The organism is Bradyrhizobium sp. CCBAU 53340, assembly GCF_015291645.1.
Lineage (GTDB): Bacteria > Pseudomonadota > Alphaproteobacteria > Rhizobiales > Xanthobacteraceae > Bradyrhizobium.
In genome coordinates, this window is sequence record NZ_CP030056.1 from 786975 (window position 1) to 806129 (window position 19155).

The following is a 19155-nucleotide window of genomic DNA, read 5'->3' on the forward strand; positions in this document are numbered from 1 at the left end:
TCCTGAACTCGCAAGGATATACTTTCACTGCCCCAACTCCTTGGACCAATTGATCGAATTCACATAGATTCCGAGAGGATTTTTGCGCAGCCGATCGGCATCACGCGGCGTTCGGATGACGATGCTCAGGATGGCTGTCCATCGCTCGGTCGAGGCGAGCGAGCCGTTCTCGTAAGCGCGCTGAATCCATGCGACACGAAAGCTGTCGGGCGAGGCCCGTATGACGCTGGAGACTTCCACCGAGATCTGCGCCTTGCCGAGCCCGGCGAATGGGTCGTTTGCCCTGGCATATTCATTGAGTGCGACGGCCCCGCGATCGGTCGTGAAGTCGTAGGCCCGGAGCCAATTCTGCCGCAGCACGATGGCATCGGATGGCAGGGCGCGCACATCTTCGATGAACCGCGCCAGGTGCCAGGCAATTTGTGGATCCGTCGGGTCGTAGTCGGAACTTGCAGGCGAGACCCGCTGAGCTTGACCGAGCCGGTCGACCTCGACGATCCACGGCGTTATCGTTCCTTGTGTCGATTGCCAGATCAGCCCGCCGGCAAGGCTGCAAGACAGAGCAAGGCAGCCGAACGCCATCAAGCGCCAGTTCTTCGCCTGCAGGCGGGCCGAGCCGATGCGCTCGTCCCAGACTTGACCTGCCTTCTGATAAGGGGTGAGTGCCGCCGGCGCGCGGCCATAATGCGTTGCTGATCTCTTAAACATTGAACTTCCCCTGAGTATCCCTGATCCATCGTAGCGAGCCGGCAGCAGACGGCGTTTTGCTCATGTCGGCTGCTCGATGCGGATCACGCGCGCGAACACGCACAAGCACCGTACGATGTGGCAGCTTCTGCACCGCCGGCGGCGAATGCTGCGACTGAGTCCCCTTACTTCCGGGAGCTGCGCCGGATTGCGCGGCAAAAGAACCGAGCCCAATCCTGCCTTCGCACCCGCGACACCGAGAAGAAGGGGCCGTTGGCGCAGCGACGTGTCGGACGGGATCTGGCCATGGATCGCTTGCCAGATCAGAGCTGGCGTCAGCGTCAAGGACAGAATGCGAGAGGCTTGAATGACGCATTGACGACCCAGCCGACGCACTGCAGAGGACCCACGAGAACAGCTGATCATCGGAACAGGCCGAGCGGAGTTCGACGGCCATGCGCCGTTCTCGGAAATCCCTCTCATCGGCGCTCTTCCTGGGAGAGATCGACCGAGCTGCCGCTGCCACCGGGATCGCCGGATTTGACTGCATGAACTGCCGCCGATACCCCCCGATCAAGGCCCTGACCTTGCTTGATGCGCTGAGCCCAAGTGGGGCTACCGCTCGCGGTCTGAGCTGAAGTGCTCGTCGATTGACCGCCTCCGCCAACCGTCGAGGCCATCCTGCGAAGTGGACTTGCTGCTGCAGAGGCGGCCGCATTTGCGACGCCCGTGAGGCCGCCACTGCGATATGCCGCTGCGGTGCCCGTGACAGCGCTTGCGCCCATCCTGCCGGCGCCCACGAGCGCTCCGCCGGCGAGACCTGCCGCACCTGCAGCAAGCCCGGCTGTCGCCACCGCGGCGCCGCCTGCGGCAAGTGCTGTACCGACCGCAGATCCTGCGCCGAGTTGCGGCCCACCGGAGACCAGCCCGCTTGCGATGCTCGGTCCGAAGATCCCCAACGCCAACAGCGAGAGCGCCGCAAGAACCAATGTCATGGCATCTTCGATGGTCGGTTGGGCGCCGTTGAAGCCCGACGTAAATTGCGAAAACAGTGTTGAGCCGATGCCGACAATCACAGCCAGCACCAGCACCTTGATGCCTGATGAGACCACGTTGCCGAGGACGCGCTCTGCCGCAAAGGCGGTCTTGCCGAACAGGCCGAAGGGAATCAGCACAAATCCGGCCAATGTAGTGAGTTTGAACTCGATCAGTGTCACGAAAAGCTGAACGGCCAGAATGAAGAAGGCAAGAAGCACGATTGCCCAGGCAAACAACAGAACCACGATCTGGACGAAGTTCTCGAAAAAGCTGATGTAGCCAATCAGGCTGGAGATCGAGTCCAGGAGCGGACGGCCTGCATCGAGGCCCACCTGCGCGATCTTGCCCGGCCGCACGAAATCGCCGGCCGACAAGCTGGTGCCGGAGGCCTTCAGCCCAAGGCCCGCAAAGCTCTCGAAGACGATACGGGCGAGACTGTTCCAATTTCCGATCAGGTAAGCAAAAACCCCGACGAAGAGCGTCTTCTTGACCAGCCGCGCGATGATGTCGTCGTCCGCGCCCCAGCTCCAGAACAACGCTGCAAGCGTGATGTCGATCGCAGCGAGGGTCGTTGCGAGGTAACCGACCTCCCCGCCCACGAGACCAAAGCCGCTGTCGATGTAGCGTGTAAAAGTCTCCAGGAATTGGTCGATGATGCCCGTGCCGGTCATTGGTCGCCCCCTACCGCAGGACGGGCTAGATAGCCTTGAGGCAATCGGCTCTGATCCTTTGCTTCCAAAGCCTCTTCCGCCGAAGAGCCAACTGACGAACCCTTCGAGTCCGTCTTCTGCCCAAGGAAGCTCCGGCGGCTTTCTGCCCAGACCTTCCGGCAAGTCTCATAGGCATCAGTTTGCGTGGATGTCACGGCACGGCAACGGATCAGGTCAGCCTCGTGCACACTCGGTATTTGGGCGGTCATCGGCTGGTGTTCGAGCTCACCCGCATGATTCTGCAGCGTGAGCGTGCATGCGATGATCGCCACTATGCCGCCAAAGACGGTGATTGCGATCGACACCGCCTTGATAGTTTTCGGATCCCTCATCAGTGAAACATCTGTACGTTGGAGGATTGATAGCCGGGCCCAGGAGTCAGAAAGCGCTGCAGCTGTTCGCGGCCCTGGTCTTGGGCCGCTGCGCGTTGGGCTGCTTCGAGAGCCTGTGCCCGGCCGTGGGCCGCGACGGTCGCGGTGAGATCGGCGAGCTGTTGGGCCTGAAGAGCGAGGAGCTGATTACCGGCCTGGGTTGCCTGGAGCGCGCCGCTGGCGCTCTGGCTCGAGCTCACCAGGGCGGACAGCTGAATGCGATTGGTGTCGAGGTTGCCCACAACGCCGGCTTGGAGGCGAAGAGCGTCCTGAAGCGCTCCGACGGAGTTCTGCCAGCGCGCCTGCGCTCCCGCAAACAGCGCGGCATCGGACTGGCTGCTTGTTGCCGGCGCATAGCTTGTGGCAAAGGCGTGGTCGATCTGTTGGACGTCGTAGGCGATGTGCTGCGCCTGACCAAGGAGCTGCTGGGTGCGCTGGATGGAGGTCTGAAGCTGCAGAAGCGAAGAATAGGGCAGGCTCGCCAGGTTTTTTGCCTGGTTGATCAGCATCTGCGCTTCGTTTTGCAGCGAGGTGATCTGGTTGCTGATCTGCTGCAGCTCGCGAGCGGCGGTCAACACGTTCTGAACGTAATTGTTGGGATCGAACACAATCCACTGGGCACGCGCTGTGCCGCTAGAAAAAGCCGATGCAACAAGGATCGTGATGGCGAAACGCAAGCGTCGAAGGCTCATCGTGATGACTCCAGATTTTTCAGATTCGGGATGAGGTCGATAGCCCAGCTTGCTCCGCGGTGCTCAAGCCAGACCGCTAGAAACCCCTCGGCGCCGTGCTCGGCGACCAGGTGCTCGATTGCGAGTTGATCGGACTTGGCTGATGCGGCTGTAAAGGCGAGTGCGACCTCGCCGAGGCCAAGCTCGAACATGCGGTTGCCTCGGCGAGACTGGCAATAATAGTCGCGCTTCGGCGTTGCCCTGCTCAGGAGTTCGATTTGGCGATCATTGAGCCCGAACCGGCGATAGATGGCTGTGATCTGCGGCTCGATCGCGCGCTCGTTTGGCAAGAGCAGCCGCGTCGGGCAGCTCTCGATGATTGCGGGGGCGATTGCCGAGCCGTCGATGTCGGAAAGGGACTGGGTGGCAAACACCACCGAGGCGTTCTTTTTTCGGAGCGTCTTCAGCCACTCCCGCAACTGTCCTGCGAAATCGGCATCATCGAGCGCTAGCCACCCCTCGTCGACGATGATCAATGTAGGCCTGCCGTCGAGCCGGTCACCGATCCGGTGAAAAAGATAAGCGAGTACGGCCGGCGCAGCCCCCGTTCCGATCAGTCCTTCGGTCTCAAATGCCTGGACTGAGGCTTCCCCAAGCCGCTCGAATTCTGCATCCAGCAGCCGCCCATAGGGCCCACCCAGACAATAGGGCTGGAGAGCGCGCTTGAGGACGTTCGACTGCAGAAGGACAGAAAGCCCGGTTAGCGTCCGCTCGGGTACCGGTGCCGAGGCAAGCGAGGTCAGGGCCGACCACAGATGGTCCTTGCCTTCTGGAGAAAGATCGACCTTCTCTCGTGTAAGAAGAGCGGCCACCCAGTCAGTCGCCCAGGCCCGTTCGGCGGGATTGTCGATCCAGGCCAGCGGCTGCAATGCGATCGGTGCGCCATCATCGGCCGACAACGCGCCACCAAGGTCGTGCCAATCGCCGCCCATGGCGATCGCGGCCGCCCGGATCGAGCCGCCAAAATCGAACGCGAACACCTGCGAGCCGGGATAGCGGCGGAACTGAAGGGCCATCAACGCGAGCAGAACCGATTTGCCGGCGCCGGTCGGTCCCACAACAAGAGTATGCCCGACGTCGCCAACGTGAAGGGAGAAGCGGAATGGCGTCGAGCCTTCCGTCTTGCCAAAGAGCAGCGGCGGCGCGTTGAAGTGCTGGTCCCTCGCCTCGCCTGCCCAGACGGCAGAGAGAGGAATCATGTGCGCGAGATTCAAGGTGGAGATCGGAGGCTGCCGAACATTGGCGTAGACATGGCCGGGGAGGCTGCCGAGCCACGCCTCGACGGCATTGACCGTCTCGACCATGCAGGTGAAATCGCGACCCTGAATGACCTTTTCCACTTGGCGTAGCTTTTCGTCGGCCGCCCTTGCATTCAGATCCCAAACGATGACAGTGGCGGTGACAAAGGCCTCTCCGATCTCGTCGGATCCAAGTTCCTGGAGCGCGGCGTCCGCGTCCATCGCCTTGTTGTGCGCATCGGTATCCAGCAGCGAGGATGCTTCGTTCGTCATCACCTCCTTCAGGATCGCGGCAATAGACTTCCGCTTGGCGAACCACTGCCGGCGAATTCGGGTTAGCAGCCTTGTGGCTTCTAGCTTGTCGAGCATGATGGCTCGGCTCGACCAGCGATAGGAGAAGGCAAGCCGATTGAGGTCATCAAGAATCCCAGGGGTCGTGGCGGTCGGGAAGCCGACGATCGTGAGCACCCGCAAATGCGCCGCTCCCAGCATCGGCTCCAGCCCTCCCGAGAGCGGCTGATCCGCCAGCAGAGCGTCCAGGTACATCGGGATCTCCGGGACGCGGACACGATGGCGCTTTGTCGAGATCGTCGCGTGAAGATAGGTCAGTGTTTCGCTGTCATCGAGCCAGCGGCATTCGGGCATGAAGCCTTCGATCAACTGCAGGAGGCGCGCCGTCCGATCAACGAAGCCAGCCAGCACCTGCCGCGCATCGGCATCTTCGTTGCGAGCGCAGCCCTCATAGAGAAGCCGCTCGGCCCTTGCGGCATCTTCCGGCGGCGGAAGATAAAGGAGCGTAAGATAGTAGCTCGACTCGTAGTGGACGCCCTCCTCCTCGAACTGGGCCTTGCGCTCGGCGTCAACGAGCGCGGAGGCGACGTCCGGGAACATGCTCGGCGGGTATGCTCCCGCGGAGTGACGCTGGGCTTCGACGAAGACCGCCCAGCCCGAGCCAAGGCGGCGCAGCGCATTGTTGAGCCGGCCGGCGACTGCGACGAGCTCCGCCGGTACCGCGCTGTCGAGATCGGGCCCGCGAAATTTGGCCGTGCGTTGGAACGAGCCATCCTTGTTCAGGACAATGCCCTCATCGACCAACGCGGCCCAGGGAAGGAAGTCCGCAAGGCGGGTGTTCGACTTGCGATATTCGGCAAGATTCAACATGGGAAAGGTTCCTAAAGATCGAAATGAGCGGGAATTCGCAGGTGGCGGTGTACGACCTCGACGAAAGCGGGATCGCGCTTTGCGGCCCATACAGCTGCGGCGTGGCCGAGCGCCCAGAGCAGCAGGCCCGCGATCCACAGGCGCAATCCCAATCCAAGTGCCGCTGCGAGCGTGCCATTGACGATCGCAACAGCTCTCGGCGCTCCGCCCATCAGGATCGGTTCGGTCAATGCGCGATGCACCGGCACGAGGAAGCCTGCGACGCCCTCCTGCATCAGATCACCACGCCGCCGCCAAACGAGAAGAACGACAGGAAGAAACTCGAAGCCGCAAAGGCAATCGACAGGCCGAAGACGATCTGGATCAGCCGGCGAAAGCCGCCGGACGAATCGCCGAAGGCCAGCGTCAAGCCTGTGACCACGATGATGATGACCGCGATGATCTTGGCGACAGGCCCCTCGACCGATTGCAGAATCTGGTTGAGCGGCTGCTCCCAGGGCATGTTGGAGCCGGCGGCCATGACGGGGGTAGCGGTCGTGGTCATGGCAATCAAGGCCAGGGTGAAAGCTTGCGAAGTCTGGAGGCGATGGTTCACTTGAGATCTCCTGCTGGTGAAAGACTGTAGTCGCCGCCCGCACTGATGCCCTCGACGCGGGCGAGCTCGGCAAGGCGGCGATCGGCGCCGCGCCCCGAAAGGACGGCGATGACATTGATGGTCTCGGCAATGAGCGCGCGCGGGACGGTGACGACCGCCTCCTGGATGAGCTGCTCCAGGCGACGTAGCGCCCCGAGCGCAGAACCTGCGTGGATCGTGCCGATGCCGCCGGGATGCCCCGTGCCCCAGGCCTTGAGGAGATCGAGCGCCTCCGCGCCTCGGACCTCACCGATTGGAATTCGATCCGGCCGCAGCCGAAGTGAAGAGCGCACGAGGTCAGACAGCGAGACCACGCCGTCCTTGGTTCGCAGAGACACGAGGTTTGCTGCCAGGCATTGCAGCTCCCTGGTATCTTCGATCAGAACGACCCGGTCGGAGGTCTTGGCAACCTCCACCAGCAGCGCATTGGTCAGCGTGGTCTTGCCTGTCGACGTGCCGCCCGCGACGAGGATGTTCTGTCGCCCGGCAACGGCGTCCCGCAGCATCGCGGCTTGACCGGCGCGCATGATCCCGGCGGCGACGTAATCGTCGAGCGTAAAGACAGCGACCGCTGGCTTTCGGATCGCAAAGGTCGGCCGAGCCACGACCGGCGGCAACAATCCCTCGAACCGCTCTCCGGTTTCCGGCAGCTCGGCCGAGATCCGGGGAGCAGCTCCATGGACCTCTGCACCGACATGATGCGCGACCAGCCGAATGATGCGCTCCCCGTCCGCAGGTGACAGCTGCTGGCCGGTATCCTCCAAACCGCCGGACAGGCGGTCGATCCAGAGCCGCCCATCGGGATTGAGCATCACTTCGATGACGGCATCGTCTTCGAGATAGCGCGCGACCGCAGGCCCGAGCGCGCTGCGCAGCATGCGCGCGCCGCGCGAGATCGCCTCCGCTTGAGCCGACTGGATTATCACGAGAGCCCCATTCGCTTGAGAGCGCCCCCCACGAGCGCCTCAGATGGGGACGATTAGAAAAACCACGATGGAAGATGACGCAACAACGTGGCTCGTCGGATCGTAGGCTAGCGTAGAAAGAGAAACATTGGCGCAAAGCCTCAACAACCGATGTCAGTTGCTGTCTCCGTCCGCCGGCTGCCGAACGATATCTTCGGGAATCTCGCGCAGAAAACTCTGCCCCTTTTGCAGGCGACGGCCGAGCGTCTCGACAAAACCCTCGAAGCGCTCACGCCCCTTGGCTTGGGCGGCAGCCTGGGCGTCGGAGGGAAGCGGGGGCGTGACTGTCAACCAGAACCGCACGAACAGAGCCAGAGTTTCAGCGGTAAGTCCGAGGTCGCGTTCGAGGCGTTGCATTTGGCGCGATATCCTGTCGAGACGACGCGAAAAGGCGGCTTCCCGCCGGTCCGAGCCATCTGGGGACAGGAACGAGCTGACTGCCGCCTCGACGATTGCAGAGCGTGAGATGTTTTTTCGATCGGCAAGTTCCGTGATCTGTGCCAACAGCTCTGGAGGGAAGTAGACGTTCATGCGGTTGCGCATGATCTTCTCACAATTCAATGCCATCATTCGGGTCGAGTGCGGCTTGCCGCGCAACGCCGCGCATCTTCTGCCGCAGCAGGCGCGACTGGCGCGCGGCATCTTCGTCGTCTTCCAGCACGGCGAATTCCTCGGCCGGCGCGACCTCCGTCGTTTCCTTAACGATGGCGAGGTGATCCGGAAGCTCGGGCTCTCGCCGCAGTCCGCCATTGGCCGTGTCAGCGTCGCCACCGCCAATGTCCGCGGGCGTCTTATCGGGAATAGCGGCCTTCAGCCCTGACCAGCTGTCGGCGCGAGAAGACCTTCGGATCTTGACGGGATCTGGCGGGGGAAGTACGCGCTCGGCAAATCGCTCATCCTCGTAGTAGCGCACTTTTCTCGCACGGATTGGAGGAGTGCCTGCCACCATCACGATCTCCTCTGACGGCGGCAGCTGCATGACCTCTCCCGGGGTCAGAAGCGGCCGCGCGGTATCTTGGCGAGAGACCATGAGATGGCCGAGCCATGGGTTGAGCCGATGGCCGGCGTAGTTCTTCATGGAGCGTATTTCGGTTGCCGTGCCTAGCGCATCGGAGACGCGCCTTGCGGTGCGCTCATCATTGGTCGCAAAGCTTACCCGGACATGACAGTTGTCTAGGATCGCGTTATTCGGGCCGTAGGCCTTCTCGATCTGGTTGAGCGACTGGGCAATGAGGAACGCCTTGATGCCGTAGCCGGCCATGAAAGCCAGTGCCGACTCGAAAAAATCAAGTCGTCCCAAAGCTGGAAATTCATCCAGCATCAGCAACACGCGGTGACGGCGATCCTTATCCTGAAGGTCCTCGGTGATCCGCCGCCCGATTTGGTTGAGGATCAAGCGGACTAGTGGCTTGGTTCGCGAAATATCCGAGGGCGGCACGACCAGGTAGAGCGTGGTGGGGCAGTTGTCTGCGATAAGGTCGGCGATCCGCCAATCGCAGCGGCTTGTCACTTCGGCGACGACGGGATCCCGATAAAGTCCGAGGAAGGACATCGCTGTCGAAAGCACACCCGAGCGTTCATTCTCGGATTTGTTCAGCAGCTCTCTTGCCGTAGAGGCGACGACCGGATGCGGCCCCTGGTCCTTGAGGTGTGCTGTCGTCATCATCGCGTTCAGCGTCGTTTCGATCGGCCGCTTGGGATCCGATAGAAAAGCGGCGACGCCGGCGAGCGTCTTATTGGGCTCGGCATAGAGGACGTGAAGGATTGCCCCGACGAGCAGGGAATGACTGGTTTTCTCCCAATGGTTCCGCTTGTCGAGCGAGCCCTCGGGGTCTACGAGCACATCTGCGACGTTCTGGACGTCCCTGACCTCCCACTCCCCGCGCCGGACCTCCAGAAGCGGATTATAGGCTGATGATCTGGCATTGGTCGGATCGAACAGCAGCACACGGCCGTGCTTCGACCGAAACCCGGCTGTGAGCTGCCAGTTCTCACCCTTGATGTCGTGCACGATGGCCGAGTGCGGCCATGTCAGCAGCGAGGGGACGACGAGCCCGACGCCCTTGCCGGACCTCGTTGGAGCAAAGCAGAGGACGTGCTCGGGCCCATCGTGACGCAGGTCGTTCTTCTCCAGTCGGCCAAGCACAACCCCGTCCGCGCTCAGCAAACCTCCCGCCCTCACCTCCTCAAGCTTGGCCCATCGGGCCGAGCCATAGGTGGCAACGTCCTTGGCCTCCCGGGCGCGCCAGACAGACATGGCGATGGCCACGGCGATGGAGAGAAAGCTTCCAGAGGCGGCGATGTAGGCGCCCTCGGTGAATACGTCAGGTGCATAGGCGTCGAACACGAACCACCACCAGAAGAACTCGGGCGGGTAATAGACCGCAAATCCATACATCTTGAACCAGGGCAGACCGAGCTCGGGTTGGAAGGCCAAGCGCCAGGCCGTCCACTCCGTCGCGCTCCAGATCGTGAGCAGGACGATCGCGCCGACAGCCACGAGCTGCCCCCACAAGATCTTGGTTCCGGACATCGACAAGGCTCTCCTTCGCTGAATGACGCTCTGGCCAAGGAAATCAAAGACCGAGGTCGCGCTTGCGGCCGAAACTCCACTCGATCCCACCGCCATCCCTAACGCTTCCCGTCACATGCTGGCCGAGGCGTTTTTCCAGTTCGCGCGTCCAGGGGACGAGTTGAAAGCCAAGCCCATTGTCGATCAATGCAAAGCGGCCCGACGTGAGGGACAGGCTCTTTCGGTATGTTCCTGCGACCTGCTCACCGACTGCGGCTTGCGCGTGAGGCAAGCCGGTCTCGGCCGCGATTTCGGCACCGGCCGCCTCTAGCTCCCGGCGCCGCAGCGTATTGAGGAGATCGCGTTGCAGGATGATGCGCCCTCCCGCTCGGTGTGCGAGCCCTGCTTCTGCAAGATGTTCGGCTCGCGCCTGCATCGCTTGCCGAGCCTCCCGCCCGAAGCCGCCCAAGGCGAGCGGCATCGAATCGCGCTCGACCAGTCGGTGGTCGAGCCAGGTTGCTCCCGGCGCACCTATTTGCGCGGGAAGATCGAAATCCGAGCGATTGGCGAGCACGCGCGTCGGCCGCTGCTCGTCCATCCCACCGAACTGCCTGACTTCGACAATGCCGCCAATGGGGGGCGCCTGTTCGAATGCCTCAAGACCACGAAAGCGGACGTGATGGAGCCGTCCGTCGGTCGCATCAATGAGCGCATAGGCTTCGCCGGTGAGCTCGTCGTGTAGCCCGGTTGCCAATAATCGCCCGATAATCGGTGCGGTCGTTCTTTCCCCCGTAACGGCGAATTCCGAGAGACTTCGTTCCTGTCCCCGCTCTGTCATCGCTTGATGCATGGTCTTGATGATATCGCCCCGAATTGCAAGGTCTCTGAGATGGGGTTCTGCGTCCAAACCCACCATCCACTCACCGGGTACCGCCGATGAGGCAAGGCCCATCTTTTGCAGATGCTGAAGGCGCCCGATCATAAGGCGGCGGATTTCGGGGTCAGATATCCCTTCCCGATCGGGCCGCAGGTCGAGATAGCCGGTCTCGTCGGCAGCCAGACGGATCTCGCGGTCGAGCCGTGTCCATCTTTCGGCGAAGACTTCGCGTTCGAGAGCCCTGCGGATCTCGTGCTCGGCTTTGGGCCCGAGCTCGATGGATGCCAGCTCTTCCGCGCGAGAGCGTAGTCCCTGGCTGATATAGTCGCGGGAGATCACGAGGTCCTCAACGTTGTCGCTGACCCCGCGAACAAGCAGGTGAATGTGTGGATTGTCCGTGTTCCAGTGATCGACGGCGACCCAGTCGAGCCGTGTGCCGAGGTCCGCCTTCATCTGCCTGGCGAGATCGCGCGTGAACGCTTTCAGATCGCTCATCTCGCCCCCGTCCTCGGGTGCGATGATGAATCGAAAATGATGCCGATCGCCCTTGCAACGCTCGGCGAAGGCGCTGCCATCAACCTCTTCGCGTTCGGCGTCAAACAGCGAGGCTCTCTCGCCGCTGCGGGTCACGCCATCGCGCCGGAGGTACGAGATATGCGCCGCGAGTGATGCCGAGCCGAATGCCAATCCCTTATGCCGCGCGACCCGCGCCTTCACGGTCACGCGGCGCGCAGCGCTAAACAGACGGTTGCGGGCAAACTGGAGCCGGCCGCGGCCGAACGTCGAGCGCCCGACGCGTCCTCCGCGGCTCATCGAGGAGGCGGAGGTGTGGCCCGCCTTCTGCGCCGCTTGCAGTACCTGATTGAAGAAGCTCTTGGCCTTGGGCGCGCGCGTGCTGCGGATGCGGCCGGGCCGGATGTGAAGTTCGCTGTCCTTGGTATTCACGGTCGTTCTTTCCTCGTAAATCTTAGTCAGTACCGAAAGATGCATTGAATTTGCTTGTGAATGTTCAAAGCGCGGCACGCGCCACGACCGATCGGCACGCCAGAACCCAAGCCATGGCAATGGCTTGGCGTTCGACGGGCGAGCCGCTTTTATCTTGCCCTAGCCCGTCGTTCTTTGTTACTCGCTCTTCCTTCCTCTAGTTGACGAACATTTCGTCTGCTGGTCCACGGATCAGCAGACAAATCTCCTGCCTTTTCGCCTGCAAAGGAGGGAGATTTACGGCAAAGAGCAGTTGGGATTCATTGTGGTGGATCCTCCAACAGCGCCTGCAGAAACACGTCGGCTGGTGGCCGATTCATTGGGAAAAAAACAGCCGCGACGTGGCAGTTAGTTTGCGAAGCGCACACTGTTTGCGAGCGCTTGCGATAGCGATCGTTACCCGAAGGGCCGAGACACCCATAGGGTGGCTCGGTGAGGAGCGAAGCGACGAGTAGAGCGCGGGCCGAAGGCATCGCCCATATGCCGTATGCAGATGCCGGACGCTTACGGTCGTTCACCTCCGCCCCTCTCACTTCTCGCCGATCGCTCGCTGACATGTGTTCCGCTCCGCAACCGCGCTTCTGATCATTGCATGGTGCGAGAATCGGTCCGCGCCACGAATAGACCAGTCGAGCTTGGAACGATCCGCAGAATATCTCGCGAGGAGATAGCGTTCATGATGTCTGCCGAAGGCACAATCCTTATCGACCGGTCGTCCGTTCTCGGCATGTCAGTTGGCTTATGAGTTGACTGCGGAATGAGCAGCGACGATGCTGATGACGTGACGCCAGCCTTCCAGGTCGGTTGCTGATCGACGTCCAGCACGGACCCAAGCCTCTTCACATAGGCTTGGGTTTCGACAGGCAATGGACGCCCGGCAAGATGCTCCTGATAGCGCAGCGGTCCTGCGTGATAGGCAGCAAATACGCCGTTCGGTCCGAAGCGGTCGAGCATTTCACGCAGATACGCCGTTCCTGCCAGGATGTTGTCACGGGGGTCGAACGGATCGCTGCCGAGGGCGTGCCGGCGGCGCAATTCGGCCCAGGTGTCGGGCATGAGCTGCATCAGCCCCATGGCGCCTTTGGGCGATCTGGCACGAACGTCTCCAGTGCTTTCGACAGCCATCACCTCGACAATCCAGGAGACTGGAATGGAAAAACGCTGTGAAGCTTCGATGATGAAGGTTTCGAATGGCTGGGCCCCTTCGTGCTCCGCCCCTGTTGCTGTCTCCTCGGCGACCGAAGCACTGCAAAGCGCGAGCACGAGCAACAGGAAGGGTGCAGCGAACAGGCGCGCGCCAAACTGTGCCAGGTACGTCCTCCTGCGCGCCTCTTCCCGATGGAGAAAGCCTTTGTGCGCGCCATTCAGCAGCGGGAGGTGTTCCTCCCTAACATCGCCTTTGCATGGAGGAGCCGGAATGGAGAAAGGGCCTTGCGGTCCATCGAACAAGCGCATGGTGAAATGAATATGACGAACACACCTCATCACTCCTCCGAGGTCCACACCGGGTCCGCACGGCCGATCACGGCTGCGGCTGGAAGAAAGCCAAAATACCGGCCGTCGAAGGACTCATCCGATTGCCAGTTCATGAGAAAGAGCTCGGCCGGCCCGACGACGCGGCAGCCCTGCCAGTCTGGCAGCGGACGGCCGCGGCCGTCACGCTCACGCGCCTCACCCATAGCAATGTTGTCCACCGAGATGGCGAGGCCTGTTCTGCAAACCGTCTGCCCGGGGAGCGCGAGGATACGTTTGAGCATAGGAAGGCCGAGCGGCAAATAGCCCTTCAGGTCGAGGAAGCTCGCCAGCGGTTCAGGCGGCTGAACCGCAACCAGCTCCGTGACATACAAAGTCTCTGCGGAACGCAGGCGGTAAAGGCCGATGGGCACGCTCGGCGATGCATTCCAGATGAAGGCCGGCGTTCGCCCTTCCACGATGGTTACGGCGATCGCTGCGGCAGCCCCGCACATCGCAAGCAGCGTCATCATCCGCCCTCTCATCGGATGATCCTCCGCCGGCGAAGCCAGGCCTGATGGCGAGCTTTCGTGTAGGGACGTGGGCTTTCATTGACGGAAAGACGGTTGTGGACATGCTGCCAATGATCTGGGGCGACATCAGCCGGATCGATACCAAGTGCCTCGACGGCATCGATCATCTGCAGCACGCGCTCGACCTTCGGCCAGCCAGAAAGGCGAAGCAGAATGTCGCCTCCTGGCTTCACATAGGGCACGGTCGAGCAGCGCTGACCCGCGGCGACGGCACGCAGGATATCAATGCGCGAAATCACCGTCCCGAAATCATTCGACGTCCAACGAACGAACGCAAAGATGCTGCCTGGAGCAAATGCCAGGACGCGACGATGGCGATCGAGCTTCCGTTCCTCGACATTGCGGCCAAATCGAACCCGGTTCTCGATCCGCTTCTCCAGCCACAGCACTTCCACCTCGGTGAGATCGCTCATGCTGTCTCTCCCGGAAGCTCGAAAAGCCAACGGCTAGTGATGAGGACGGACGATTGCGGGATTTGAACCTGAAGGCAGCTCGACCGTCCGTGCCACTGCCGCTCTTCCACAATGTGGGCAACAGCGAGTTCCGTTAGAAGAAATCCGAAGGATTTCTGGTTAGTAAAGTTAGGGGGCCAGGAAAGCGCGCGTTCACAAGCCTTTAGGTTCGCTTTCGGTCCCCGATAGCACGATGATCTGGTCCCTGATGGCACGAGGGTTGCGGTCCCCGATAGCACGAGCTGATTCACAGGTTGTCCCCTGAAATTGGTCCCGAACGACGCGCCGACAGGCGCGCCGTAACGGGAAGGTTTGGGATCGAGGCGAAGTTCAGCCGCTCGCGGCCGTTTGGATCGCGCGTGAGGACGAGCCGATAGCCCGGCAATGTCTGCCGCTGGACAATCTGTCGAACGTCGTAGGCAAAATGCTTGAGCGGCGAGAGGCTGCCGGACTTGGCATGAAGATGGGCAAGGTCGAAGCTCCAGCCGCCGCGCTGCCGGCCGCCGTGCTTGCGCACCAGCCGGTAAAGCCAGCGCTCAAGGCCACCTGTCAGGTCGAAATAGGCGCGGTCGATCGTCAGAACGAGAGCGTCATCGATCACGCCGGCATAGAACCAATCTGGCAGGATCAGTTCGATCCCAAATGGTCTGCCATATGCATCAGCGGCTTCCTTCCACTCGTTAATCCAGGAGAAGCGGTGCCGCCGCCGTTCTGCGGGTTGACGGATCGAGGTCAGCACGGTCGTTGACTGAAGTCTGTCAAGACCTGCCTTCAGCCGGTCGTAGTCGCGTGCGCTGGTGCCGCGGCCGACGAACGTCAGAATCTCATATGGCGTTGCGGCTATCAGGCGTGATGTTTTCAGACCGGCATCGCGAGCTTCGACGATCTGGGAGGCAGCCCAAATCAGGACGTCGGCGTCCCAGATCGTTGCCATGCCGTGCTCCGGGACAGCTTCGACGCGGATTGAGGTTGTTCCGGCGCAGAAATCGATGGGCACGATCCTTTTGGTCTTAGCCAGCGAAAAGAATGGATAAGCCATCAGATCCTGCGCATCGCGTGGAGCAAGATCTCCCGGCAGGGCGCGGAAAAGCTCAAGCTGATGGCGGTCGGCTTGCTGAATGCGTCGCATGATGATTGCCTTCAGAGCGACCATCAGCGGTGTTCCTGGCCGGCATAACGACGTAGTTGCGAATGCTTTTTGGCCGGCAGCACCGTGTCTTTGCCAGGGTCAGAAGTGGACGTTTTGGCGCCGAGATCGGCCCACGCTTTCAGGTCGTCCAAGGCGTAGACGACGCGGCCGCCGATCTTCCGGTAGGTCGGCCCGGTACCGTAAGTGCGATGTTTTTCCAGCGTGCGGCCAGACAGGCCGAGGTAGCGTGCAGCCTCGGGAGTGCGCAGGAAACGCGGAGGAAGTCCGGCGGTCGGATCGGGCATTTGAGAGCTCCAAGATGGCGGCGCACCACCCATGAGGGCGCCGGCGTGGGTGTGGTCATCTTGGAGAAGCAGGGCTTCGGAGGGGGATGCCGAAGATCGGGGGTGCATGTTTCGACACCCCCGCGATGAGGCTATTTGTTCCTGCGCCCGGAGCGCAGAAGCCTGCAATAGCCGCCCCGCATCAAGGAGAAGCCGTCGTGTACCAGACGGATGATGAGGCTACGGGAATCGTGGGTCTTCCAGGCTTGCTTTGGGACGCTTTTCTTTCCAAGCAGTGCCAACGCGATCACACGATAGCTGCTACCGGCATGACGTGCGTCGAGCGCACGCGCGACTTGCCTTAGGCGATCCCGGCGCTGTTTGGAAAGTTCGTGGAAAGCGGGGCCTGCCGCGCGTCCGTTGAGCGCGCGCCACAATCTGCGAGCTGCATGCGCTCGCGGCGGCAAGTTCTCATCGAAGGGAAGTTTGGCGGCATAGCGATGACCAATGGAAGGTTCATCCTTCAACCAGACACGGTGGTTCACGGTCCCGATGCGCAGCACGGCGTGCCACCCATCAGCGGCGCGACGCATTTCGGCCGTCGAGACGTTGAATAGAGGTAGATCTGGCGCACTCGGGTCAGCGCCTGACGTCGTTACCGCAACCGGGACGACATCCGGCAGCGCCTCGGGCGCCCAAAAGATTGTCTGTTGATCAAAGGACCGCTGCGGGTCATGGGCGAAAGCAGATGCCCCACTTCCTCCTGAATTCCTCGGTGACTTCACCCGTCGGGCTCTTGGCGATCACAGCCTGGTAGTCACGTTGGTATTCAGGATTGCGACGCACGAACTCCCAAGCGATATCAGTGGGGTCAGCATTATTCAGGTAGTCGTAGGAGTCCGGGGAGCGCCAATCGACTTGGGCCATAACATCCGCCTCATTGCAAAGAGCTAACAACGATGACGGCGCAATAGCTGCGAACAGGCCTTTGGGAAAAGATGCCAGCTTGTCACCACGTGGTGCACGTGAGTCACCACGCCCGAGTGCCGAGAAAAAGGTGTCGTCAGAACCAAAGCCGTCTAGAAAACTATTCTAGGTTGATCTAGGTCCGCGCAACAGACGTCCCTGTTCGGTCAACCACTTCGCGCGCTGAACATGTGTCTGGTATGCAGTACGCGCACGCTCCGGCTCGCGATCGGAGTCGATGTGCAACACGATCCGAGCGACCTCGGACCAATCGGCCCCCTCGCTCTCCGCCTGCAGAAGGCGCATGTAGGTTACGACATGCTGTTCGTCGTAGGAGGTCATGGCGTCCCCAGCGGGAGGGGCATCGGCCACTTCGGGATTTAAGTTGAACTTGGTCATGGGCTGACAACAAACATCGAATAATTGCAAGGTTCCTGGACGCGCGATTGACGAGCGGTCTCATTTTAGTCGTATTCCGGGGTCGGTGCAGATACATACTATAGGAGATAAACCTCATAGTATGTAAGACGCAACTTGCGCGAATGGACATGCGCAAGTTGGTCGGCCGGAATTTCGCAAAGCTGCGGAAGCAAAAGCGCTTTACGCAGGAGAAGTTCGCCGACCTGTCCGGCTTTACTCAACAATACATCAGCGACTTGGAACGCGGCCGCCGCAATCCAACCGTCGTAAGCCTGTTCCAGCTCGCCAGTGCGTTGGGCGTCACTCCGGTTGATCTCATCGCGCCGGACGAGGAGGCGCGAAACGAAGGAAAACTGGCCAAGCGGAAGTAACTGTTTCCGAAAAAGCCAAAGCACCTGCCCCAAGTGAGGGTAGGACGCTTCCCACAGGTGCGACGATGGTTCGGACAGCACTGTTCGCACGTCGACGGCTCCAACGGCCTACAAAAGTCTTACCGTTTCAGCTGCGCCAGCAACCTCCTTGGGAGACACGGGATGTTCTGGTGATGGCGTGCTGAACGGTCTCTCTATCGAGAGCCTACTTAAATAGTCGGGCCATATCCAGTGGTTTAATGGGCCACCAAATGGCTGCCTGCGCAAATGAAAGCTCGCGCACTCGTAGCCTGGAATATACGCCGGATACGCGTCGATCGCGGTATTCCGCAGGAGCAATTGGCTTATGACGCGGGAATAGATCGTTCGTATATGAGTGGTCTTGAGCGGAAGTTGGAAAATCCTACGATTGATTTGCTTGACCGGTTGGCTGACACCCTCGGTGTCCAACTCAACGAGTTATTCCTTCCATTACCAAAGGGCGCTACGATCCATAAAACATTGCCTAAAGGGCGCAAATCGACCCGACTTGACCGCAAGAAGAAATAACACCCTCTGTTTCGACAATCGCGGGATATACGCCTACGTCGCTTGTGTAACGCGTGGGCCGTCTTTGGAGCGAGATGGCCCTGATCGTAACAGGCCGGTGCGAAGGGGTTTGCCGATCTCAGTGGCGCCGACCTGTGGCTAGTGCTGAATCCATCGCAAAATTAAGATTCGCATTCCGAGCCCATGGAATTCGCGCCGATGTGCGGAAAGCCCGCCCGGCGAACCGGGCGGGGCTTGGCGGAGGATCTCACTCGCCGTTCTTGCGCGGCCGGGACCAGAGCAGGTTGTAGCCCTCGCCACCTTCGTCGTCGAACAGGCTCGCGTAGATCGGCGCGTTGAAGGAGGGATCGTCAAGCTTGATCGAGAGGTAGTCGCGGCCCTCTTCGGAGCGCTTCGACCAGGCTGCGCCGATCTCGGCCCGACCCACATAGATGCGGTGGCTGGGCGCGTTCTCGTTGGAGCGGTTGGTCTCGGCGACGATGCGGACGCCCCTAGCCTGCAAGCTCAGCGTGACGATCTCGCCCTGGAAATCATTGCCGACCTTCTTGAAAGTTCCGATATTAGCCATCTTGCTTCTCCGTTGTGTTTCGAGCCCGCGACCACCGCGGCCTCGATGGCGATCTCAAGGGCGAGGACGATCGGCGACGCACCCGCTCGCGGGCTGAAGCGCAGCGGAGGACGCCGTTGAAGAGACTTTCTTGTCTCGCGAGGAATGGGCGTGAGCCCAGGGGAAGAAAGTCGCAGCAACGGCGTTGCGGCTCAGCCGATCGAGGCGCAGCCGGTCTTCGGCCAGATCGAGCCATCAAAGAGGCCTCGTGCGTCCGCGTGCTGAACCTCAAACCCGGGGAGAAGCTTGGCGAATTTCGGTTCCTCTGCACAAGAGGTCGGAACGGTTCGGGAAGGAAGAGAAACAATCTGCGGGAATGGGCGGCATCGTCCCCGCAAAGCCGGTCAAGCGGTGCGCTTCGTCCCGGCGCCGGAGCTATGTGGGGCGAGACGTGATAATCGGTGCTGCTTGTTCGTAGCACTTC

Annotated in this window: 22 protein-coding genes; 2 read left to right on the forward strand and 20 right to left on the reverse strand. The window is 61.2% G+C overall.

The genetic code is table 11. From position 1 onward, the window contains the following. Nucleotides 1-24 precede the first annotated feature (24 nt). The 19 genes from trbF to XH89_RS40330 form a co-directional block, all read right to left on the reverse strand. Nucleotides 25-708 carry a conjugal transfer protein TrbF gene (gene trbF, locus XH89_RS40240; RefSeq protein ID WP_128929821.1) on the reverse strand — a complete coding sequence of 228 codons (684 nt, stop codon included), beginning with the start codon at nucleotides 706-708 and terminating at the stop codon, nucleotides 25-27. 458 nt (nucleotides 709-1166) lie between these two features. Then, nucleotides 1167-2396, reverse strand: a complete 1230-nt coding sequence (gene trbL, locus XH89_RS40245; RefSeq protein ID WP_128929820.1) for a P-type conjugative transfer protein TrbL — start codon at nucleotides 2394-2396, stop codon at nucleotides 1167-1169. Further along, on the reverse strand, nucleotides 2393-2767 hold the full coding sequence (gene trbK-alt, locus XH89_RS40250) for a putative entry exclusion protein TrbK-alt (protein WP_128955109.1): 375 nt from the start codon (nucleotides 2765-2767) through the stop codon (nucleotides 2393-2395). The genes trbL and trbK-alt overlap by 4 nt, the downstream gene beginning before the upstream one ends. Beyond that, the gene (trbJ, locus tag XH89_RS40255; protein WP_128929818.1) at nucleotides 2767-3498 is read right to left on the reverse strand and encodes a P-type conjugative transfer protein TrbJ; all 732 of its coding nucleotides are present in this window, start codon (nucleotides 3496-3498) and stop codon (nucleotides 2767-2769) included. The genes trbK-alt and trbJ overlap by 1 nt, the downstream gene beginning before the upstream one ends. Next, nucleotides 3495-5936, reverse strand: coding sequence for a conjugal transfer protein TrbE (gene trbE, locus XH89_RS40260; protein ID WP_128929817.1), 2442 nt, complete (start codon nucleotides 5934-5936; stop codon nucleotides 3495-3497). Before trbE ends, trbJ begins: the two co-directional genes overlap by 4 nt. A gap of 11 nt (nucleotides 5937-5947) precedes the next feature. Continuing rightward, on the reverse strand, nucleotides 5948-6211 hold the full coding sequence (locus XH89_RS40265; RefSeq protein WP_128929816.1) for a VirB3 family type IV secretion system protein: 264 nt from the start codon (nucleotides 6209-6211) through the stop codon (nucleotides 5948-5950). Then, a complete protein-coding gene (locus tag XH89_RS40270) occupies nucleotides 6211-6480 on the reverse strand; it encodes a TrbC/VirB2 family protein (RefSeq protein ID WP_232995658.1) in 270 nt (89 codons plus the stop codon). The genes XH89_RS40265 and XH89_RS40270 overlap by 1 nt, the downstream gene beginning before the upstream one ends. 47 nt (nucleotides 6481-6527) lie before the next feature. After that, nucleotides 6528-7448 carry a P-type conjugative transfer ATPase TrbB gene (gene trbB / locus XH89_RS40275; RefSeq protein ID WP_128930183.1) on the reverse strand — a complete coding sequence of 307 codons (921 nt, stop codon included), beginning with the start codon at nucleotides 7446-7448 and terminating at the stop codon, nucleotides 6528-6530. A 201-nt stretch (nucleotides 7449-7649) separates the two neighbouring features. Continuing rightward, nucleotides 7650-8078 (reverse strand): CopG family transcriptional regulator, encoded by a 429-nt coding sequence (locus XH89_RS40280; protein ID WP_128929814.1) that lies wholly within the window; start codon nucleotides 8076-8078, stop codon nucleotides 7650-7652. A gap of 7 nt (nucleotides 8079-8085) precedes the next feature. Then, entirely contained in the window at nucleotides 8086-10068 is a 1983-nt protein-coding gene (locus XH89_RS40285; protein ID WP_128955108.1) for a conjugal transfer protein TraG, read from the reverse strand. 43 nt (nucleotides 10069-10111) lie between these two features. Further along, nucleotides 10112-11869: a DUF3363 domain-containing protein gene (locus tag XH89_RS40290; RefSeq protein ID WP_128929812.1), complete on the reverse strand. Its 1758-nt coding sequence runs from the start codon at nucleotides 11867-11869 to the stop codon at nucleotides 10112-10114. 624 nt (nucleotides 11870-12493) lie between these two features. Next, nucleotides 12494-13393 (reverse strand): lytic transglycosylase domain-containing protein, encoded by a 900-nt coding sequence (locus tag XH89_RS40295; protein WP_232995621.1) that lies wholly within the window; start codon nucleotides 13391-13393, stop codon nucleotides 12494-12496. Beyond that, nucleotides 13393-13905, reverse strand: a complete 513-nt coding sequence (locus tag XH89_RS40300) for a S26 family signal peptidase (protein WP_128929811.1) — start codon at nucleotides 13903-13905, stop codon at nucleotides 13393-13395. The genes XH89_RS40295 and XH89_RS40300 overlap by 1 nt, the downstream gene beginning before the upstream one ends. Further along, complete coding sequence (locus XH89_RS40305) at nucleotides 13902-14366, reverse strand: DUF2840 domain-containing protein (protein WP_128929810.1); 465 nt, start codon at nucleotides 14364-14366, stop codon at nucleotides 13902-13904. Before XH89_RS40305 ends, XH89_RS40300 begins: the two co-directional genes overlap by 4 nt. A gap of 286 nt (nucleotides 14367-14652) precedes the next feature. Further along, on the reverse strand, nucleotides 14653-15534 hold the full coding sequence (locus tag XH89_RS40310) for a replication initiator protein A (protein WP_128930181.1): 882 nt from the start codon (nucleotides 15532-15534) through the stop codon (nucleotides 14653-14655). A 23-nt stretch (nucleotides 15535-15557) separates the two neighbouring features. After that, entirely contained in the window at nucleotides 15558-15839 is a 282-nt protein-coding gene (locus tag XH89_RS40315; RefSeq protein ID WP_128929809.1) for an AlpA family transcriptional regulator, read from the reverse strand. Nucleotides 15840-15970: 131 nt separating this feature from the next. Beyond that, entirely contained in the window at nucleotides 15971-16411 is a 441-nt protein-coding gene (locus XH89_RS40320; protein WP_188637459.1) for a DUF2285 domain-containing protein, read from the reverse strand. Nucleotides 16412-16550: 139 nt separating this feature from the next. Continuing rightward, nucleotides 16551-16745: a transcriptional regulator domain-containing protein gene (locus XH89_RS40325; RefSeq protein ID WP_128929807.1), complete on the reverse strand. Its 195-nt coding sequence runs from the start codon at nucleotides 16743-16745 to the stop codon at nucleotides 16551-16553. A 165-nt stretch (nucleotides 16746-16910) separates the two neighbouring features. Then, on the reverse strand, nucleotides 16911-17183 hold the full coding sequence (locus tag XH89_RS40330; RefSeq protein ID WP_128929806.1) for a DUF2285 domain-containing protein: 273 nt from the start codon (nucleotides 17181-17183) through the stop codon (nucleotides 16911-16913). A gap of 143 nt (nucleotides 17184-17326) precedes the next feature. On the opposite strand from XH89_RS40330, the gene XH89_RS40335 reads away from it, so the two are divergent. Both XH89_RS40335 and XH89_RS40340 read left to right on the forward strand, forming a co-directional pair. Next, nucleotides 17327-17575 (forward strand): helix-turn-helix domain-containing protein, encoded by a 249-nt coding sequence (locus XH89_RS40335; protein WP_128929805.1) that lies wholly within the window; start codon nucleotides 17327-17329, stop codon nucleotides 17573-17575. A gap of 267 nt (nucleotides 17576-17842) precedes the next feature. Beyond that, nucleotides 17843-18124 carry a helix-turn-helix domain-containing protein gene (locus XH89_RS40340; protein WP_128955107.1) on the forward strand — a complete coding sequence of 94 codons (282 nt, stop codon included), beginning with the start codon at nucleotides 17843-17845 and terminating at the stop codon, nucleotides 18122-18124. A 247-nt stretch (nucleotides 18125-18371) separates the two neighbouring features. Here the strand turns inward: XH89_RS40340 and XH89_RS40345 are convergent, their stop codons facing one another. Then, nucleotides 18372-18692, reverse strand: coding sequence for a DUF736 domain-containing protein (locus tag XH89_RS40345; protein ID WP_128929802.1), 321 nt, complete (start codon nucleotides 18690-18692; stop codon nucleotides 18372-18374). Nucleotides 18693-19155 lie beyond the last annotated feature (463 nt).

Excerpts from the sequence above, each read along its gene's own strand:
- XH89_RS40310 (WP_128930181.1), bottom strand. The coding sequence starts at position 15,534 with ATGCGACGCATTCAGCAAGCCGACCGCCATCAGCTTGAGCTTTTCCGC.
- XH89_RS40285 (WP_128955108.1), bottom strand. The coding sequence starts at position 10,068 with ATGTCCGGAACCAAGATCTTGTGGGGGCAGCTCGTGGCTGTCGGCGCG.
- XH89_RS40335 (WP_128929805.1), top strand. The coding sequence starts at position 17,327 with ATGGACATGCGCAAGTTGGTCGGCCGGAATTTCGCAAAGCTGCGGAAG.
- trbJ (WP_128929818.1), bottom strand. The coding sequence starts at position 3,498 with ATGAGCCTTCGACGCTTGCGTTTCGCCATCACGATCCTTGTTGCATCG.
- XH89_RS40270 (WP_232995658.1), bottom strand. The coding sequence starts at position 6,480 with ATGACCACGACCGCTACCCCCGTCATGGCCGCCGGCTCCAACATGCCC.
- trbF (WP_128929821.1), bottom strand. The coding sequence starts at position 708 with ATGTTTAAGAGATCAGCAACGCATTATGGCCGCGCGCCGGCGGCACTC.
- XH89_RS40345 (WP_128929802.1), bottom strand. The coding sequence starts at position 18,692 with ATGGCTAATATCGGAACTTTCAAGAAGGTCGGCAATGATTTCCAGGGC.
- XH89_RS40265 (WP_128929816.1), bottom strand. The coding sequence starts at position 6,211 with ATGCAGGAGGGCGTCGCAGGCTTCCTCGTGCCGGTGCATCGCGCATTG.
- XH89_RS40340 (WP_128955107.1), top strand. The coding sequence starts at position 17,843 with ATGAAAGCTCGCGCACTCGTAGCCTGGAATATACGCCGGATACGCGTC.
- XH89_RS40330 (WP_128929806.1), bottom strand. The coding sequence starts at position 17,183 with ATGACCAAGTTCAACTTAAATCCCGAAGTGGCCGATGCCCCTCCCGCT.
- XH89_RS40305 (WP_128929810.1), bottom strand. The coding sequence starts at position 14,366 with ATGAGCGATCTCACCGAGGTGGAAGTGCTGTGGCTGGAGAAGCGGATC.
- XH89_RS40325 (WP_128929807.1), bottom strand. The coding sequence starts at position 16,745 with ATGGCCCAAGTCGATTGGCGCTCCCCGGACTCCTACGACTACCTGAAT.
- trbB (WP_128930183.1), bottom strand. The coding sequence starts at position 7,448 with ATGCTGCGCAGCGCGCTCGGGCCTGCGGTCGCGCGCTATCTCGAAGAC.
- XH89_RS40300 (WP_128929811.1), bottom strand. The coding sequence starts at position 13,905 with ATGAGAGGGCGGATGATGACGCTGCTTGCGATGTGCGGGGCTGCCGCA.
- XH89_RS40315 (WP_128929809.1), bottom strand. The coding sequence starts at position 15,839 with ATGCCCGATCCGACCGCCGGACTTCCTCCGCGTTTCCTGCGCACTCCC.
- XH89_RS40295 (WP_232995621.1), bottom strand. The coding sequence starts at position 13,393 with ATGAGGTGTGTTCGTCATATTCATTTCACCATGCGCTTGTTCGATGGA.
- trbK-alt (WP_128955109.1), bottom strand. The coding sequence starts at position 2,767 with ATGAGGGATCCGAAAACTATCAAGGCGGTGTCGATCGCAATCACCGTC.
- XH89_RS40280 (WP_128929814.1), bottom strand. The coding sequence starts at position 8,078 with ATGCGCAACCGCATGAACGTCTACTTCCCTCCAGAGCTGTTGGCACAG.
- XH89_RS40320 (WP_188637459.1), bottom strand. The coding sequence starts at position 16,411 with ATGCGTCGCGCCGCTGATGGGTGGCACGCCGTGCTGCGCATCGGGACC.
- trbL (WP_128929820.1), bottom strand. The coding sequence starts at position 2,396 with ATGACCGGCACGGGCATCATCGACCAATTCCTGGAGACTTTTACACGC.
- trbE (WP_128929817.1), bottom strand. The coding sequence starts at position 5,936 with ATGTTGAATCTTGCCGAATATCGCAAGTCGAACACCCGCCTTGCGGAC.